The 17,107-nt window shown below is 72.0% G+C and carries 15 protein-coding genes; 3 read left to right on the forward strand and 12 right to left on the reverse strand.

The genetic code is table 11. The annotated features are described in order from the left end of the window. Positions 1-58: 58 nt before the first annotated feature. From BLT36_RS01120 to truA, 3 genes are all read right to left on the reverse strand, one after another. On the reverse strand, positions 59-2,764 hold the full coding sequence (locus BLT36_RS01120) for an ExeM/NucH family extracellular endonuclease (RefSeq protein WP_092091192.1): 2,706 nt from the start codon (positions 2,762-2,764) through the stop codon (positions 59-61). 121 nt (positions 2,765-2,885) lie between these two features. Then, positions 2,886-3,632 carry an MBL fold metallo-hydrolase gene (locus tag BLT36_RS01125; protein ID WP_092091194.1) on the reverse strand — a complete coding sequence of 249 codons (747 nt, stop codon included), beginning with the start codon at positions 3,630-3,632 and terminating at the stop codon, positions 2,886-2,888. After that, positions 3,629-4,534 (reverse strand): tRNA pseudouridine(38-40) synthase TruA, encoded by a 906-nt coding sequence (gene truA / locus BLT36_RS01130; RefSeq protein WP_254787265.1) that lies wholly within the window; start codon positions 4,532-4,534, stop codon positions 3,629-3,631. Before truA ends, BLT36_RS01125 begins: the two co-directional genes overlap by 4 nt. A 172-nt stretch (positions 4,535-4,706) precedes the next feature. Between truA and BLT36_RS01135 the strand changes: the two genes are divergently transcribed. Beyond that, positions 4,707-5,693 (forward strand): ATP-binding cassette domain-containing protein, encoded by a 987-nt coding sequence (locus tag BLT36_RS01135; protein ID WP_092091196.1) that lies wholly within the window; start codon positions 4,707-4,709, stop codon positions 5,691-5,693. Continuing rightward, positions 5,690-6,523, forward strand: a complete 834-nt coding sequence (locus BLT36_RS01140; protein ID WP_092091198.1) for an ABC transporter permease — start codon at positions 5,690-5,692, stop codon at positions 6,521-6,523. The genes BLT36_RS01135 and BLT36_RS01140 overlap by 4 nt, the downstream gene beginning before the upstream one ends. On the opposite strand, the gene BLT36_RS18540 is transcribed toward BLT36_RS01140, so the two are convergent. The 8 genes from BLT36_RS18540 to infA all read right to left on the reverse strand — a co-directional run bounded on the left by BLT36_RS18540 (position 6,492) and on the right by infA (position 14,480). Then, entirely contained in the window at positions 6,492-9,773 is a 3,282-nt protein-coding gene (locus BLT36_RS18540) for an AfsR/SARP family transcriptional regulator (protein WP_092091201.1), read from the reverse strand. The two genes, BLT36_RS01140 and BLT36_RS18540, sit on opposite strands and share 32 nt — an antisense overlap. Positions 9,774-9,882: 109 nt before the next feature. Next, a complete protein-coding gene (locus BLT36_RS01150; RefSeq protein WP_092091203.1) occupies positions 9,883-11,001 on the reverse strand; it encodes an FUSC family protein in 1,119 nt (372 codons plus the stop codon). 211 nt (positions 11,002-11,212) lie between these two features. Next, positions 11,213-11,797, reverse strand: coding sequence for a 50S ribosomal protein L17 (rplQ, locus tag BLT36_RS01155; protein ID WP_092091205.1), 585 nt, complete (start codon positions 11,795-11,797; stop codon positions 11,213-11,215). 66 nt (positions 11,798-11,863) lie between these two features. Continuing rightward, positions 11,864-12,859: a DNA-directed RNA polymerase subunit alpha gene (locus tag BLT36_RS01160; protein WP_079237370.1), complete on the reverse strand. Its 996-nt coding sequence runs from the start codon at positions 12,857-12,859 to the stop codon at positions 11,864-11,866. 223 nt (positions 12,860-13,082) lie between these two features. Further along, a complete protein-coding gene (rpsK, locus tag BLT36_RS01165) occupies positions 13,083-13,481 on the reverse strand; it encodes a 30S ribosomal protein S11 (protein WP_017885507.1) in 399 nt (132 codons plus the stop codon). A gap of 9 nt (positions 13,482-13,490) precedes the next feature. After that, entirely contained in the window at positions 13,491-13,865 is a 375-nt protein-coding gene (rpsM, locus tag BLT36_RS01170; protein ID WP_058728274.1) for a 30S ribosomal protein S13, read from the reverse strand. 206 nt (positions 13,866-14,071) lie between these two features. Further along, entirely contained in the window at positions 14,072-14,188 is a 117-nt protein-coding gene (rpmJ, locus tag BLT36_RS01175) for a 50S ribosomal protein L36 (protein WP_022903266.1), read from the reverse strand. A gap of 70 nt (positions 14,189-14,258) precedes the next feature. After that, positions 14,259-14,480, reverse strand: a complete 222-nt coding sequence (infA, locus tag BLT36_RS01180) for a translation initiation factor IF-1 (protein ID WP_017885509.1) — start codon at positions 14,478-14,480, stop codon at positions 14,259-14,261. A gap of 290 nt (positions 14,481-14,770) precedes the next feature. Here infA and BLT36_RS01185 point away from each other — a divergent pair, with 290 nt between their 5' ends. Then, entirely contained in the window at positions 14,771-16,072 is a 1,302-nt protein-coding gene (locus BLT36_RS01185; protein ID WP_092091207.1) for an LCP family protein, read from the forward strand. 201 nt (positions 16,073-16,273) lie between these two features. On the opposite strand, the gene map is transcribed toward BLT36_RS01185, so the two are convergent. Next, on the reverse strand, positions 16,274-17,107 hold the full coding sequence (gene map, locus BLT36_RS01190) for a type I methionyl aminopeptidase (RefSeq protein WP_092091209.1): 834 nt from the start codon (positions 17,105-17,107) through the stop codon (positions 16,274-16,276).

The following is a 17,107-nucleotide window of genomic DNA, read 5'->3' on the forward strand; positions in this document are numbered from 1 at the left end:
CCTGGAGGCGCGGTGCCAGCCGGCACCGCGCCTCCAGGCCGTCAGGTCGTCACGCCCGTCAGCCGAACAGGCTCCGCAACCAGGCGATCAGCGCCGCGATCGCGGCGAGCGCGTCCGCGATCGGACCGCCGCCGTGGCCCGGGCCGCCGCCGTGTCCGGGGTCGCTCCCTCCCGGGGCGCCGACGCCGGGCAGGTCGATGCCGACCAGGATCGGGTCGTGGTCGCTCGCCCGGTAGACGTCGTCCTTGTAGAGGTCCGTGACGTTGTAGTCGTAGCGGCTGTACTCCAGGCCGACCGACTCGACCGAGTTGATGTTCCAGATGTCCACCCCCGTGACGGTCTGCAGTGCGGCCGGGGAGGCGAACACGTGGTCGAGCGAGCCGCTCAGCCCACCGAACACGTACGACCACTCGGACGCGTCGCGGGTCGGGCCGAGGTCCGTGTAGCCGGCCTGGTCGAGGACGGTGACCGGGTCCTCCTGGCTGTAGGCGTTGAAGTCGCCGAGCATGAACACCTTGTCGGTGCCGGCCTGGCGCTGCATGGCGGTCGAGAACGCGACGAGTGCCTTCGACTGCTCCACCCGGGAGTTGTTCGACGCGCCCTGACCGTCGCCCTGGTCGGCGTCCGCCCCGGTGCCCGAACCCTTCGACTTGAAGTGGTTCGCGATCACCAGGAAGGTGTCCTTCGCCGACGGCTTCGGCGCCTTGCCCTTGCCCTTGCCCTTGCCCGGCTTCGTCGTCACCGGCGCGAACGCCTGCGCGAGCGGCTGCCGTGCGTTGGCGAACGCCGCGGAGTCGGTCAGGATCGTCGAGGCGCCGACCGGCTGGACGCGGTCCTTCTTGTAGATGAGCGCGAGGCGGATGACGTCCTCGCTCGCCGGGGTCTTCGCCGGCGACTTCGCGTACGCCCAGGTGTCCTTGCCGGTGGCCGTGTTGAGCGCGGCGACGAGCGTCGCCACGGCGGCGTCGCGGTCCTGACCGAAGCGAGCCGAGTTCTCGATCTCCTCGAGGGAGACGACGTCGGCACCGAGGCCGTTGATCGCCTTGACGATCTTCACCTGCTGGCGTGCCAGGTCGTCGGCGTTCGCCGCACCGCGGGCGTCGCAGCCATCGCGCACCGTGACGGGGTCGCCGTCGCGGTCGGTGTAGTAGGTGCAGCCGGTGAGCTGGTCGCCCGTCGTGGGGAAGTAGTTCAGGACGTTGAAGCCCGCGAGCCGGATGTCACCGCCGACGTTCTCCGGGGCGGTGGTGCGCACGTTCGAGAACGCCGCGGGCAGGTCCGCCGCCGGGGTCGCGCCGGTGATCGGCGTCGTCGGCTGGAACTTCCACGCGTCGTTCCGGTAGTCGAGGACGACCGGCTTCGCGAACGTGGCTGCGGCACCGACCGTGACGGGGCCCTGGGTCAGCCAGGACACCGGGATCGACTGGTTCGCGGCGCTGAGGAAGTTCGTGCTCGCACCGTCGTCGAGCACGACCTTGCGCGCCGCGTTGTCGGCGGTCACCGCTGCCGCCTCGGCGCTGCCCGGACGGGCGACCTCGGTGGGCTGCAGCAGCCGCTTCGTGCCCGAGGCCAGGACGACCTCGCCGTACTGGTTCGTCGTGTAGTTGTCGGCGACGGTGTAGGCACCCTGCGGGGCGACGAGCATGCTCTCCAGCGACTCGCGCTGCGCGTCCGTGCGGGGGAACGTGAGCGTGGCCGGGACGGGCTGCACGACACCCGCGGCCGGGAGCTCCGTGAGCCCCGCGGCGGTCGGAACGGTCAGCTCGGTGAGGCCGTTGAACTCGGACACGGTGCCGGTCAGCCGCACGGCGTCGCCGATCGAGACGCTCCCGGCCGTCGCCGACGAGTAGACGAAGACCGCGTCGGACGCGGTGTGCGTGGCGAGGTCGAGCGCTCCGCCGGTGCCGGCGGTCTGGATCGTGTAGCCGTTGAAGCCGCCGGTGGCGTAGACCGCGGTGACGACGCCGTCGGTGGTGACGGCCTTGCCCGCGTACGGCGAGGTGTCACCGGTGCCCTGGAGCTGCGCGATGGTGACCTGCTCGGCCGGCGTGCCCGGGTCCGTCGGGTCCGTCGGGTCCGTCGGGTCGGTCGGGTCGGTCGGGTCTGTCGGCTGGCCGGTCTCGCCGGCCGCGTTCTCCGGCGTGATCGTCGTCTCGACCGAGAAGTCGGCAGCGTTCGAGTCGGTGTCGGTCGTCCCGGCGCGGGTGAGCCCGTCGGGCACCGAGTTCGCCGTGCCGGCCTTCGCGACCGCGGTCTCGAACGTGTTCGACGTGCCGTAGCCGAGCGCGTCGACGACCCCGGGCGTCCCGGCGGCGACCGACCCCGCGGGCAGGGTCAGCGGGGTCGCCTGGTCGGCCAACACGAGCGTGCCCGTCGAGCCGGAGGGGTTCAGACCGGTGACGGCGTCCGCCTCGGGCAGGGCCTCGCCGTTCGCGCCGTTCGAGCCCATCTGCACCAGGTAGGTGCCGTGCGCGGGCACGGAACCGCTGAGCTTCCCGACCGCGAGCGCACCCGTGCTGGTGGCGGCGCGGTACTGCACCGACCAGCCGTCGACACTGACCGCGCTGTCGGTCGGGTTGCCGAGCTCGACGAACTTGTTGGTGAACGGCTGGTTCGCGCTGCCGCCCTTGAGGTACGCCTCGGCGATGACCAGGCCGGTGCCGGCCGGGTTCGCGGAGGCTGCGGAGACGGAGACGAGCGGCGCTGCGAGGAGCGCGGCCGCGGCGGTGGCGCACAGCAGAGTGCGCCCGACGGATCTGTGCATGAGCGCACGCTACCGAGCTGCGGGGCCCCTCAGGTTTCCGGCGGGTGAACGATCCGTTCCACCCCACATCGGGGGCGCGGGACGCGGCCGGTTCGCCTGCCTGTCGCGTCGCCCGCCCGCGTCAGGCGACGACCGGCAGCCACTCCCCGCCGACGCGGTGCACCGCCGGACCGTGCCCGGGCAGCAGGATCTCCGGCATCGGCAGCGCCCTGGCGGACTCCACCGCCCGCTCCTGGTCGGCGGTGAAGAACGGCGTGATCATCCGCGGCCGCGGCGCCCACGACGCCGGCTGGGTGTCGTGCCGGGACACCACGGCGTCGCCGGTGACGATGGCGTTCGCCGCGGGCAGCAGGTACGCGGTGGACCCGTCGGTGTGACCGACCGCCGGGAACGGGGTGATCGCCCGCCCGTCGAAGTCCGCACCGGTGAACGCCCGCGCGGACGGCACGGTGGTCGGACGGAGCGCCTCGGACCGGACGGCGCGTGCGAGCCACCGGAGCACCCGGGGTGCTGCGAGCCGCCCACCGATCTCCGCGGGGGTCACCTGCTGCCGCACGGGTCCGCGCACGTTGTCGAGCTCGTCGGCGTGCGCGAGCACCTCGACCCCGGGGTACCGCGACAGGATGCCGGGGATGCCACCGACGTGGTCGACGTGGCCGTGGGTGACGTAGACCCGGCGCAGGTCGTCCACGTCGTGCCCGGCGTAGCGGACGGTGTCGAGCACGAGGTCGGTGTCGGCCGGGTAGCCGGCGTCGATCAGGGCGACCCCGTCCTCCTCGGCCAGGACGACCCAGTTCGACACGGGCCCCTCGACGAAGACCACTCCGGGTGCGACGGACACGATGGAGCGGGGTTCGCGGGAACTCATCCCTCGACGGTAGCGGAGGGTTCTTCTGCCACGCGCCGGGCCCGGGTCTGCGTCGCCCGCGCGGCGAGCTCCTCGTCGGCCGGGTACCCGACCTCGGTCAGCGTCAGGCCCTTCGCGGGTGCGACCTTGAACTCGCTGGTCCGGGTCTCGGCGACGCGGAGTTCCTCGAGACGGTCGGCCCCGAACCGGCCCTCACCGACCGCGATGGTCGCCCCGACCATCGCACGCACCATGGAGTGGCAGAAGGCATCGGCCTGGAGGCGCGCCACCAGCACGCCGTCCGGCTCGCGGTCCCAGCGGAACTCCTGCAGCGTCCGGATCGTGGTGGCGCCCTCGCGCGGCTTGCAGAAGGTCGCGAAGTCGTGCAGCCCCAGCAACCGCAGCGCACCGCGCTCCATCGCCGCCGGGTCCAGTCGCGTCGGGTGCCAGACGGTGTGCCCGCGCCGACGTGGGTCGCGCGGGGCGTCGGCGTCCGCGATCCGGTACGAGTAGCGCCGCCAGAGCGGGGAGAACCGTGCGTCGAAGCCGTCCGGCGCGACCGATGCCCGGGTGACGACGACGTCCCCGTCGGGACCGGCCAGACCGTTGAGCCGTCGCACCAGGGACTCGAGTGGCGAACGCTTGGTGCCGAGGGCCTCCCACTGCGATGCGGACAGGTCGACGTGGGCGACCTGTCCGGTGGCGTGGACCCCGGCGTCGGTGCGCCCGGCGACGGTGATGAGCGGCGGTTCGCCCCAGCGGGTGAAGACGGTGCCGAACGCGGTCTCGAGCGCGCCCTGCACGGTGCGGAGCCCGGGCTGCCGGGCCCACCCGGAGAACGCGGCCCCGTCGTAGGCGATGTCGAGCCGCAGCCGCACCCCGCCGCCGGTCGCACCGCCGTCGATCCCGCCCGTCTCGTCCACGCGACCACCGTACCGGGGCCGGTGCGCGCCTCCAGGCAGTCCTCCACAGCACCGGCCTGACGCGCGCCGTCCACCGGTGTCAGCGACACGTCAGTGCCGTGTGAGCGCTCGGCGGCAGCATCGTCCTCGACCTCGACGAACCGCGTCGAGTCACACGAAAGGACCTGGGCGCATGACCACCACACCGCTCGCGGTCGAGGCGATCGGCCTCGTGAAGACCTTCGGGACGAACCGCGCAGTGGACGGTGTCGACCTCCGCGTGGAGGCCGGCACGGTCTACGGCGTGCTCGGCCCGAACGGCGCCGGCAAGACCACCACCATCTCGATGCTCGCGACGCTCCTCAAGGCCGACGCCGGCGAGGCCCGCGTCTTCGGGCACGACGTCCGGCGCGAGGCGCAGCTCGTCCGCTCCCTGATCGGCGTGACCGGGCAGTACGCGAGCGTCGACGAGACCCTCAGCGCGACCGAGAACCTCGTGATCTTCGCGCGCCTGCTCGGACTGAGCCGAGCCGAGTCGAAGCGCAAGGCCGTCGAGCTGCTCGAGCGCTTCGGGCTGACCGAGGCCTCGGCGCGTCCGTTGAAGAACTTCTCCGGCGGCATGCGTCGTCGGCTGGACCTGGCGGCGAGCCTCATCGCGCAGCCGCCGCTGATCTTCCTCGACGAGCCGACCACCGGCCTCGACCCCCGCACCCGTTCGCAGATGTGGGACACCATCCGCGAACTCGTCGCGACCGGCTCGACCGTGCTCCTGACCACGCAGTACCTCGACGAAGCCGACCAGCTCGCCGACCGCATCGCCGTGATCGACCACGGCCGGGTCGTGGCCGAGGGCACGAGTGACGAGCTGAAGGCCTCCATCGGCTCCGCGTCGCTGCAGCTCCGCCTCACCGACGGCCTCCGCCTCGACGCCGCGCGGGCGATCGTCCGCAACACCCTCGGCGTCGACGCGGTGGCGAGCCCCGAGGGCTCCCGTCTCACCGCACCGATGTCCGACCCCGACCGCGTGACCGACCTGCTGGTGTCGTTCCGCGAGGCGGGCATCTCCCTCGCCGAGATGAGCGTGCAGAAGCCGACGCTCGACGAGGTCTTCCTGACCATCACCGGCGCACGGGCGTCCGCGGACGAGTCCGCCGCCGACCTCGAGGAGAGCATCGCATGACCACCATCACCCCGACCACGGGCACCACTGCACCCCGAGTCACGCCGCGTCCGGGCATCGGCGGCTCCGGCCTCGGCGCCACCGTCCGGCAGTCCTTCACGATGGCGTACCGCGGCCTGGTGAAGGTCCGGCGGACGCCCGAGCAGCTGTTCGACGTCACGCTGATGCCGATCATCTTCACCGTGATGTTCACGTACATCTTCGGTGGCGCGATCGCCGGCGACATCGGCAGCTACCTGCCGATCATCATCCCGGGCATCCTGGTGCAGACGAACATCACGTCGTCGATCGTCACCGGCGTCCAGCTCCGCGAGGACATGGACAAGGGCGTGTTCGACCGGTTCAAGTCGCTGCCCATCGCCCGCATCGCACCGCTCGCCGGCGCACTGCTCGCCGACACCGTCCGCTACGCGATCGCGACGACGATCACCTTCGCCACCGGCTTCGCGATGGGCCTCCGTCCCGAGGGCGGCTTCGGTTCGGTCGTGCTCGCCGGGCTCCTGGTCGTCGTGGTGGCGTGGGCGGTCAGCTGGATCTTCGCCTACTTCGGCGTGATCGCGCGCACCGCGTCGAGCGTCTCCGGCATCTCGAACATGGTGCTGTTCCCGCTGACGTTCCTGTCGAACGCGTTCGTCCCCGCGGACACGCTGCCGGACTGGCTCCGCTGGTTCTCCGAGGTCAACCCGATCTCGCACCTCATCACCGCGGTGCGTGACCTCATCAACCACGGCGCGGTCACCGGCGACCTGTGGATCAGCCTGCTCGGTGCCGCGGTGATCGTCGCCGTGTTCGCTCCGCTCACCGTCCGGGCGTACATGCGGAAGGCGTGAAGCGGAGCTCCTCGAGCAGGAGCCTCGCCGCTGCGACGGCCTCGGCCCGGTCCCACCCGGTCGAGGCCGTCTCGGCGTCGGCGAGCGCCGTGGCACCGACGACATCGGCCAGCACCGGACGGACGTGCGAGTGGAGCAGCACGCCGAAGTCCTGCCGGGAGCCGAGCCGCGCGGCGAGTGCCCAGCACCGTGCGGCCTGCTCGGGGCGCCCGGTCCGGGCCGTCGCGATCGCCAGGCCCAGGAAGGCGGTCCCGATGACGGGCAGGTCGAGCCACCACGGGTGGAGGCGGAGCATCACCAGGGCCCCCACGCGGAGGCGGCGTGCGATGGCGAAGCGGTCCGCGGCGGTGCGGCTCGCGTCAGTGCGGCCCTCGTCGGTGTCCGCCGCCACGGCCTGGAGGCGCGGGTCCGCTCCGGCGCTGGCGGCCACCGCCGCCTCGTCCTCCGCCGCGAGTCGCGCCGCGCCCGCCATCAGGGTCCAGTGCGGCGTCTGCTTCCGGTACGGGAGCACGACGTCCCACGCCCGCGCGTACCCGGCCGCCGCCGCCTGGGTGTCCCCCTCGGCGCGGGCGCACTCGGCAGCGATCGCCACGGCGAGCACCCCGATCTGCGCCCGGTCGTCGTCGAACCCGCCCCGGGCCTGGACCGGCCGGTGCTGCAGGTCGACGGCGATCGCCCGGGCGCGCGCGACGTCCCCGGTGGTCGCCGCGCAGAGACCGATCGTCCAGCTGATCTCGTAGAGGTCGTCGTCGGCGCCGAACCGTTCGAGCTGGGTGCGGGCGACCTCGGCTGCCTGCAGCGCCGCGGCGTGCTGGCCGGTCTGCGCCAGGAGCTGCGTCATCGTGACCGCTCCCGAGCCGGTCGTCCAGGCGTCGTCGGCGACCCGGGCGAGCACCGCGGCCCGCTCGGCGTACCGGAGGGCGTCCTCGAAGTCGCCGTCGTTCTCGGCGAGCGGCGCACTGAGCATGTTGGCCAGGCACGCGACGCCGGGGTCGGCGTCGTCCCGGTACCGGGCGAGCAGCGCCTGGCCGTCGGCGGGCCGCCCGAGCGTCAGGAGCAGCGCCGCCTGGGCATCGAGGACGGCGAACCCGGTGGTCCCGGCGCGCATCGCCCGGCGCAGGGTCGACACGGCGACCGCCGCCGTCCGCCGGTCCGTGAACGACGCCGACGCCCCCGTGACGACGAGGCCGAGCACCACGGCGGCGCGGTCCTCGTCCGGTACCGGGAGCATCCCGCGGAGCACGGGCACGATCTCCGGGGCGATCGCGACGACCTCGCCGTGGGCGCCCCGCAGCGACCAGAAGCCACCGAGGACGGCGAACAGGTGTGCGACGGCTGAGGGGTTCTCCGCTCCGAGCGCCCAGCGGAGCAGGGTCACCAGGTTGTCGGCCTCGCGACCGACCTCGCGGAACCGTTCGAGCTGGACCGACCCGGTCAGGGTGAGGAGGTTGCGGTCGGCGGAGAACGCGCGGCCCCACGCGATCATCGCCGCGCGGACGGTCTCGGTGGCGCCGCGTTCGTCGAGGCGGGCAGCGCCGAACTCGCGGACGGTCTCGAGCAGGCGGTAACGGACGGGGTCGCCCTCTCGCTCGACGAGCTGCACGAGGGACTGCTCGACGAGCTCGGCCAGGTCGTCGAGTGCCTCGTCGCGGCGGTCGGGTGCGGCGACGGCCTCGACGGCGTCGACGACGAGGCCGTCCGGGAACAGCGCCAGCCGGGTGAGGAGGTCCTGCGCGCCCTCGTCGAGCAGCCGCCAACTCCACTCGATGACGGCGAGGAGGGTGCGGTGCCGCTCCGGGGCACTGCGGTCCCCACCGCGGAGCAGCGCGAACCGGTCGTCGAGCCGGCGCTCGATGTCGTCGATCGCCATGCCGCGGATCCGGGCGGCGGCGAGCTCGATCGCCAGCGGGGACCCGTCGAGCCGCGTGCAGATGCGGCGGACGGTGTCCACGGGCAGGACAGCTCCGGGGCGGGCGGCGCGGGCGCGCTCGGTGAACAGCCGGACCGCGGCACCGTCGGCCTCGACCGGCAGGGGTGCGAGGGGTGCGACGACCTCGCCGGCGATGGCGAGCGGTGCCCGCGACGTGGTGAGGATCCGGAGCTCGGGGGCAGCGCCGAGCAGGTCGGCGGCGAACCGGGCGACCTCGGCGACGAGGTGCTCGCAGTTGTCGAGCACGAGCACGGTGGGGCCGTCGGCGAACGCCCGGGTGACGCGTCCCGCGAGGTCGGCGACGACGACGTCCCGCAGCGACCGGGCGGACCGGAACTCGGCCACGCCGAGCAGGGCGCCGAGCGCGGGCACGATGTCCTCGGCGGTGGTGAGGGGCGCGAGCTCGAAGACCACCACCCCGCAGGTGGGCGGTACCTCGGCGGCGACCGCCTGCGCGAGGCGGGTCTTCCCCAGCCCACCCGCACCGAGGATCGTCACCAGCCGGTTGCGGGACAGGAGGTCCGAGACGGTGGCGAGGTCCGCCTCCCGGCCGACGAGCGTGGTCGGCGCTGCCCGCAGGCCGATGCGGCGGGCACGGCCGGTGTCCGCCGTCGAGCGGCGGAGCAGGTCGGCGTTGAGCCGCACCAGGTCGGCGGAGGGGTCGGCGCCGAGCTCGTCGGCGAGCCGGTCGCGGTGCGCCGCGAACACGGCGAGCGCCTCGGCCGTCCGTCCCGCAGCGACCAGCGCGCGCATGCACCCGGCGACGGCGACCTCGTCGAAGGGGTTCGCCTGCGCCTCGGCGGTCCACACCCCGACGGCCTCGTCGGCGTGCCCGGCGTCGAGCAGCGCGGTGCCGAGGGACCGGCGGAGTCCGCGTCGGGCGGCTGCTGCGCGCTCGGCCAGCGCCTCGCCCAGGGCACCGTCGACGTCGGCTCCCGGAGTCCCGCGCCAGAGGTCGAGCACGGCGCGGACGCGCTCCGGGTCGGCGTCGTCCCCTGCCACGCGTTCCGCCCGCACGAGGTCGACGTCGTCCGGCGCGCAGCCGAGCGCGTACCCGGTGCTCGTGGACACGACGACGCCGTCCGCCAGGCTGCGACGGAGCCGGGACACCAGGGTCTGCAGGGCTGCACGGGCACCGCGGGGCTGGTCGGCCGGCCAGAGCTCGTCGATGAGCGCCTCGGTCGTCACCGCGTGCCCGCGGGCCAGCACCAGGGCGGTGAGGAACGACCGCGCCAGTGCGCCGGGCACGGCCGTCGGCACACCCGTGGGTCCGACGACCGTCACGGGTCCGAGGACGGCGATGCGGGGCTGCTCGGGCACGGTCCGAGTCTACGGACGGCGGCGCTCGTTCTCCGGCGGACCGCGGCGCACCCCGGCGCACCGCCGATCCGCGATCGAACGGTGGGTCGTGGCCTCCCGCGCCGACTGATCAGGTGCGGGGCTGGCCGAACGCCGACGGGCCGGTCCGGGTGTCGAGGTCGTCGGTCGCCCGGCGCTCCGACTCCAGGACGCCCCGCAGCGCGACGAGCGCCGCTGACGTCACCGCCACGTGCGACGGGTTCTCGCGCGACGCGTCCAGCGCCCGTTCGACCTCGGCGATCGCGTCGTCCCCGGCCTCCTGCGGGCAGTCCCCGCGGATGACGCAGGACAGCTGCCGCATCGCCTTGGCCAGCGGTTCCGCGAACGCCGGGTCCGGTCGGCCGAGCCCCGCCGACACCGGCCCGGAGCGCGCGACCAGCTCCGTGAGGTCCGTCGTGTACCAGGCGACCCGCTCGAGGGCGCGGAAGCGTGCGCCGTCCGCCTGCAGCCGCGCCCGTGACCCCCGGAGTGCACCGCGCGGGTTGAGCCGGCGGCTCTCGTGCGCGATCGACACCCGGGAGCGGACGTCCGCGATCGCCCGGTCGAGCCGGTCCTGCTGCCGGTCCCAGGCCCTCTCGTCGCGCTCGCCCCGCTCCAGCACGTCCGCGAGTCCGTCGAGGTGGTCGGCGAGGACCCCGTTGACCGCGTCGATGCGGTGCTCGGCGTCCCAGAAGTGCAGCGGCGGGAACACCAGGAAGTTCACGAGCAGTCCGACCGCCACCCCGACCGCCATCTGCACGAGGTACCCGAGCGAGTAGCCCTCGGCGTGGGCGCCCCCGACGAGCAGGACGAACAGCGCCGCGGTGGACACCCACGAGCTCCCTTCGCCGAGCACCCGGAACCCGCCGATGAGCACCCCGATCCCGACGGCCAGCGCGACCGCGAGGAACCCCGGATCCCCCACCCACATCGTGAACCCGGCGACGAGGATGCCGAGTCCGATGCCGATGAGCGTCTGCACGCCACTGCGGATCCCCGCGAAGACCGTCGTCTGCATGGCCACCACCGCGCCGAGCGGCGCGTAGTACGGGTACTCGGCGGCGACGCCCGGGACGTGGCGGGCGAGGAACCAGGCGAGGACAGCAGCAGCAGCGGCCTTCGCGGCGTGCAGCAGGCGCGGCTGCGTCCCGGAGGTGCGGCTCCACCGCCAGATCCGGGTGCCCACCCCCGCGACGTGCTCGAACGGCATCGGTTCCTTCCATCGTGTCGGCCGGTCACGATACGGCCCGGGCGCTGACAGGGTGGACGGACTCGCGTTCCCCGGATGACGGGCACGACGGCGGCCTGGAGGCGCGTGGCGGACCCGCCCCGCGCCTCCAGGCCGCCCGTCGGTCACCCCGCGAACGCGAGGAAGCCCCCGCGACGTGCGTCGCGGGGGCTTCCTCGTGGTGGTGCTTCGACTACTTGGCGTCGTCGGCCTTCTCGGCGGCGTCGTCCTCGACCTCGGCGGCAGCCTCGGTCTCGGTCTCAGCCTCGACCGGAGCGGACTCCTCGGTCGTCTCGCTGTCCTCAACAGGCACCGTCTCGACCGGGGCCTCCTCGGTGGTCTCGTCGGCAACCGGCTCCTCGACGGGGGCGGCAGCGGCCGGAGCCGACTTGCGCGTCACCGGGGCCGGCGTGCTCGACACCGGCTCGAGGACGAGCTCGATCGACGCGAGGGGAGCGTTGTCGCCCTTGCGGAAACCGAGCTTCGTGATGCGGGTGTAGCCGCCCTGACGGTCCTCGACCTGCGGGGCGATCTCGGTGAACAGCGTGTGCACGACGGACTTGTCGCGCAGGATGCCGATCACGCGACGACGCGCGTGCAGGTCGCCACGCTTCGCGAACGTGATGAGACGCTCGGCGACGGGGCGGAGGCGCTTGGCCTTCGTCTCGGTGGTGGTGATGCGGCCGTGCGTGAACAGGGCGTTGGCGAGGTTGCTCAGGAGCAGGCGCTCGTGGGCGGGGCCGCCACCGAGGCGGGGGCCCTTGGTGGGCTTCGGCATGTCAGTTCTCCAGTGGTGATGGTGGTGCGCGCTGCGTCAGCGGCGCGCGTGCGCGTCAGCGCGAGGTCAGTTGTTGGACTCGTCCTCGTCGTACCCGCTGTAGAAGTGGGCGCCGTCGAATCCGGGGACGGTGTCCTTGAGGGACAGGCCGAGCTCGGTGAGCTTGTCCTTGACCTCGTCCACCGACTTCTGACCGAAGTTGCGGATGTTCATGAGCTGCGTCTCCGACAGGGCGACGAGCTCGGACACCGTGTTGATGCCCTCCCGCTTGAGGCAGTTGTAGCTGCGGACCGACAGGTCGAGGTCCTCGATCGGGGTCTGCAGCTCGTTCGAGAGCACCGCGTCGACCGGCGCGGGGCCGATCTCGATGCCCTCGGCCGCCGTGTTGAGCTCACGGGCGAGCCCGAACAGCTCGACGAGCGTCCGGCCGGCCGACGCGATGGCGTCGCGCGGCGTGATGGCCGGCTTCGACTCGACGTCGACGACCAGGCGGTCGAAGTCCGTGCGCTCACCGGCACGCGTCGCCTCGACGCGGTAGGTGACCTTGAGGACCGGGGAGTAGATCGAGTCGATCGGGATCTGACCGGCTTCGCTGAACTCCGAGCGGTTCTGGGTCGCCGAGACGTAGCCACGGCCACGCTCGATGGTCAGCTCGAGCTCGAAGCGCGCGGTGTCGTTCAGGGTCGCGATGACGAGGTCCGGGTTGTGGATCTCGACGCCGGCCGGTGCGGAGATGTCCGCAGCGGTGACCTGACCGGCACCCTGCTTGCGCAGGTAGGCGGTGATCGGCTCGTCGTGCTCGCTGGAGACGACCAGGCTCTTGATGTTGAGGATGATCTCGGTGACGTCTTCCTTGACACCGGGAACGGTGCTGAACTCGTGGAGGACGCCGTCGATGCGGATGCTGGTGACAGCCGCGCCGGGGATCGAGGAGAGGAGCGTGCGGCGCAGCGAGTTGCCGAGGGTGTAACCGAAGCCCGGCTCGAGCGGCTCGATGACGAAGCGCGAGCGGAACTCGGAGATCGATTCCTCGGTCAGGGTGGGGCGCTGTGCAATGAGCACTGTGGGATTCCTTTCGGCGAAGTGTCCGCTATATGACACTTGGCGGTACGACGGGGCCGACCGGGCCCCGACGGGTCTGTTGAGTTGTGATCACGCGCACTGACGTGCGCGATCGAACGACCAGGAATGGCCGCGGGCCCTGCCCGACCCCGACCGGACGGATCCGGTCAGACCGGACGGATCCGGTCAGGGACGAGCAGGGCGCGGCCGGTTGCTCCTCGCGTCAGACGCGACGGCGCTTGGGCGGGCGGCACCCGTTGTGCGCCTGCGGCGTGACGTCGTTGATCGAACCGACCTCGAGGCCAGCGGCCTGGAGGGACCGGATCGCGGTCTCGCGGCCCGAACCCGGGCCCTTCACGAAGACGTCGACCTTCTTGACGCCGTGCTCCTGCGCCTGACGCGCAGCGGACTCGGCGGCGAGCTGCGCCGCGAACGGCGTCGACTTGCGCGAACCCTTGAAGCCCACGGCACCCGAGGACGCCCAGCTGAGGACGGCACCCGACGGGTCGGTGATGCTGACGATCGTGTTGTTGAACGTGCTCTTGATGTGGGCCTGGCCCACAGCGACGTTCTTCTTCTCCTTGCGGCGCGGCTTGCGCGCGGCAGTCTTGGGGGTAGCCATCGGGGTCTCCTATCGAGCCTTCTTCTTGCCTGCCACGGTGCGCTTCGGTCCCTTGCGGGTACGCGCGTTGGTCTTGGTGCGCTGACCGCGCACCGGGAGACCACGACGGTGGCGAAGACCCTCGTAGCTACCGATCTCGACCTTGCGGCGGATGTCGGCTGCGACCTCACGGCGGAGGTCACCCTCCACCTTGAAGTTGCCCTCGATGAAGTCACGGAGGGCGACGAGCTGGTCGTCGGTCAGGTCCTTGACGCGGATGTCACCGGAGATACCGGTCTCGGCGAGTGCCTGGACCGCGCGGGTACGGCCGACGCCGTAGATGTACGTGAGTGCGATCTCCACGCGCTTCTCGCGCGGGATGTCGACGCCTGCTAGACGTGCCATGTGATGGCTGCTCCTGTTGTCGATGGAGGTGTGGCGCAGTACCGGTGCTCGGGCCTCCGCCCCGAGGTGTCCCCCCGCTTCGGCCGGAGCCGGACCAGGGTTCTGGTACTGCGTGTTCGATGTTGAGTTGTGGTTCCTGCGCGGGCCGCCCGAGGGCGATCCGAGTCAGGCAGCCAGCCGGCCCCTACGGGACCAGCACCGTGGGTCTAGCCCTGGCGCTGCTTGTGACGCGGGTTGCTCTTGCAGATCACCATGACGCGGCCCTTGCGGCGGATCACTCGGCAGTGCTCGCAGATGGGCTTGACGCTGGGGTTGACCTTCATTGTTGTTTCCTCGTGCTCGCTGGCTTCGTGCCCGGCAGGATTGCCGAGCCGTTCCTTTCCAGCTCGCGGATCACTTGTAGCGGTAGACGATCCGGCCGCGGGTCAGGTCGTACGGGCTCAGCTCCACGATCACGCGGTCCTCGGGGAGGATGCGGATGTAGTGCTGGCGCATCTTCCCGGAGATGTGCGCGAGGACCTTGTGTCCGTTGGTCAGCTCAACGCGGAACATCGCGTTGGGCAGAGCTTCGAGCACCGAGCCTTCGATCTCGATGACGCCGTCTTTCTTGGCCATAGCCTCACTGTCGCTTGATTGGATTACCGGTGTGATCCCCGAGCCGGTCTGCGGGTCGGGCGCCACGCCAAGAAGGCATGGCACACCAAAGATCGATCTTATGTGATAGACCCGGGATTGCCAAGCGGAGGCGCCGAAGTCCCCTCGTTTGGGGCTTCTCAGAGCTGTCTGAACGTTCCACAGTGGTTTGACGGCACGTTCCGGGCCGTCACCAGTCACCGGACCCTAGCGTGACCCCGCAGCCTCGTCCAGCGCACCCCGACCGCGCCGGACCACCGAACGGAGACCACGTGCCCGACGCCCCCCGCCGCCCGCTCGCCCGCCACGGACGGCTCCCCCGCCGCCGCGGATGGACGACCCTGGCGTCGATCGTCGCGTCCGCCCTCGCCGTGGTCCTGGTGAGCGGCACGAGCGTGGCGGCCATCGCGGGCGCGCAACTCGCCACGGCGCCGAAGACCGTGCAGCTGAGCACGGACGACCAGAGCACCGCGCAGACCGCCGACATCACCGCGATCAAGGGCGGGGCGAACATCCTCCTCATCGGCAGCGACACCCGCGTCGGGCAGTTCGATTCCGCCGACGACGTCGAGGGAGCCCGCAACGACGTCACGATGCTCATCCACATCTCCCAGGACCACCAGCAGCTCACCGCGGTCAGCTTCCCGCGCGACCTGATGGTCCCGATCCCGGCGTGCTCCAACCCCGAGACCGGCACGACCTACCCCGCTGCGAGTTCCGCGCAGTTCAACACGGCACTCGGCAACGGCGGCGTCTCGTGCGTGGTCGACACCGTCGAGAACCTGACCGGGCTGAGCATCCCCTACGCCGGCCTCATCACCTTCGACGGTGTCATCGAGATGTCGAACGCGCTCGGCGGCGTCGACGTCTGCGTGGCGGAGCCGATCAACGACACGTTCACCGGGCTGCACCTCACCGCCGGCTCGCACAACCTCGAGGGCTCCGACGCCCTCGCCTTCCTCCGCACCCGGCACGGTGTCGGCGACGGCAGCGACCTCGCGCGGATCAGCTCGCAGCAGGTGTTCCTCTCGGCACTGCTCCGCAAGGTCACCGCGGACGGGACGCTCTCGAACCCGATCACGCTGTACAAGCTCGCCGGCGCAGCGCTGTCGAACATGACGCTCTCCGACGGGCTCGCCCAGGCGCGCACGCTGGTGGGTCTCGCGGGAGCCCTGCGCGGCATGAGCACCGCGAACATGCTCTTCGTGCAGTACCCCGTCGCAGACGACCCGGCGAACAGCGCGCGCGTGATCGTCGACCAGGACGCGGCGCACACGCTCAACGTGGCTCTGCAGAACGACCAGAAGACCTCACTGAGCGACTCGACGACGGGGCGTGCATCGGAGGAGTCCCCGACCACGAGCGGCACCGCGACCTCGGCACCGGCGGCCGGCAGCTCGAGTGGCAGCGGCACGGCATCGAGTGGCACGGCGTCCGGCACCGCGTCCGGCGCGGCGTCCGGCACAGCATCCGGTTCGGCCTCGAGCAGCGCGGCCAGCCCGAGCTCGACACCGCTCCCCTCGTCGATCACCGGGCAGAGCGCGTCCGAGGAGACCTGCTCCGTCGGCAACTGACGCCGGGCCCGCCAGCGTCGTCGCGCGACACGAGACTCGGGGTGAGCGACACTCCTCGCGCGCTCGGGCGCGAGGAGTGTCGCTCACACCGAGACTCGGCCGCTGCCCTGGAACGGACACCCGAGCACGGAGCCGACGTGGCGGGCGCGCCACGCGCCTCCAGGCCCGCAGGAAGTGCAGCAGGCCGCCTGGAGGCGCGACCTACGCGATCGGGACGGGCGTCACACCCAGGGGGGCCAGGCCCCGAGCGCCGCCGTCGGCGGCGGTGAGCACCCAGATGCCGTCCGCGTGGACGGCGATGCTGTGCTCCCAGTGCGCCGCGTCGGAACCGTCCAACGTGCGCACGGTCCAGTCGTCGTCGTCCGTCGAGCTGTCGATCGTGCCGGCGGTGACCATCGGCTCGATCGCGACCACGAGACCTGGCTTGACCGCCGGACCCGCTCCGCGGACCCGGTAGTTGAACACCGGCGGGTCCTCGTGCATGGACCGGCCGATGCCGTGGCCCGTGAAGTCCTCCACGATGCCCCAGGCGCCCGTCTCGTCGATGGCGTCCTCGATGACGGCACCGACCTCGTGCAGGTTCTTCGCGTGTGCCAGCGCGGCGATGCCGTGCCACAGCGCGTTCTCCGTGGTGTCGCAGAGCGTCTGTCGTGCCTCGGCCAGCGCCGCGTCCCCACCGGGGACGATCATCGTGAACGCGCTGTCGCCGTTCCAGCCGTCCACCTCGGCGCCCGCGTCCACCGACACGATGTCGCCGGGCTGCAGCACGCGGTCACCGGGGATGCCGTGCACGATCTCGTCGTTCACCGAGACGCACAGCGTGTGCCGGTAGCCCGGGACCAGCTGGAAGTTCGGGATGCCACCGCGGTCACGGATGACGGCCTCGGCGATCGCGTCGAGCTCACCGGTGGTGACCCCGGGCCGCACCGCCTGACGAACGGCCGTGAGCGCCGCCTCGGTCAGGAGACCGGGCCGGACCATCGCGCGGAGCTCTTCCGGCGTCTTGTAGATCGAGGGCTTGCGGAGCCGGACCAC

The organism is Curtobacterium sp. UNCCL20 (assembly GCF_900101675.1).
GTDB lineage: Bacteria > Actinomycetota > Actinomycetes > Actinomycetales > Microbacteriaceae > Curtobacterium.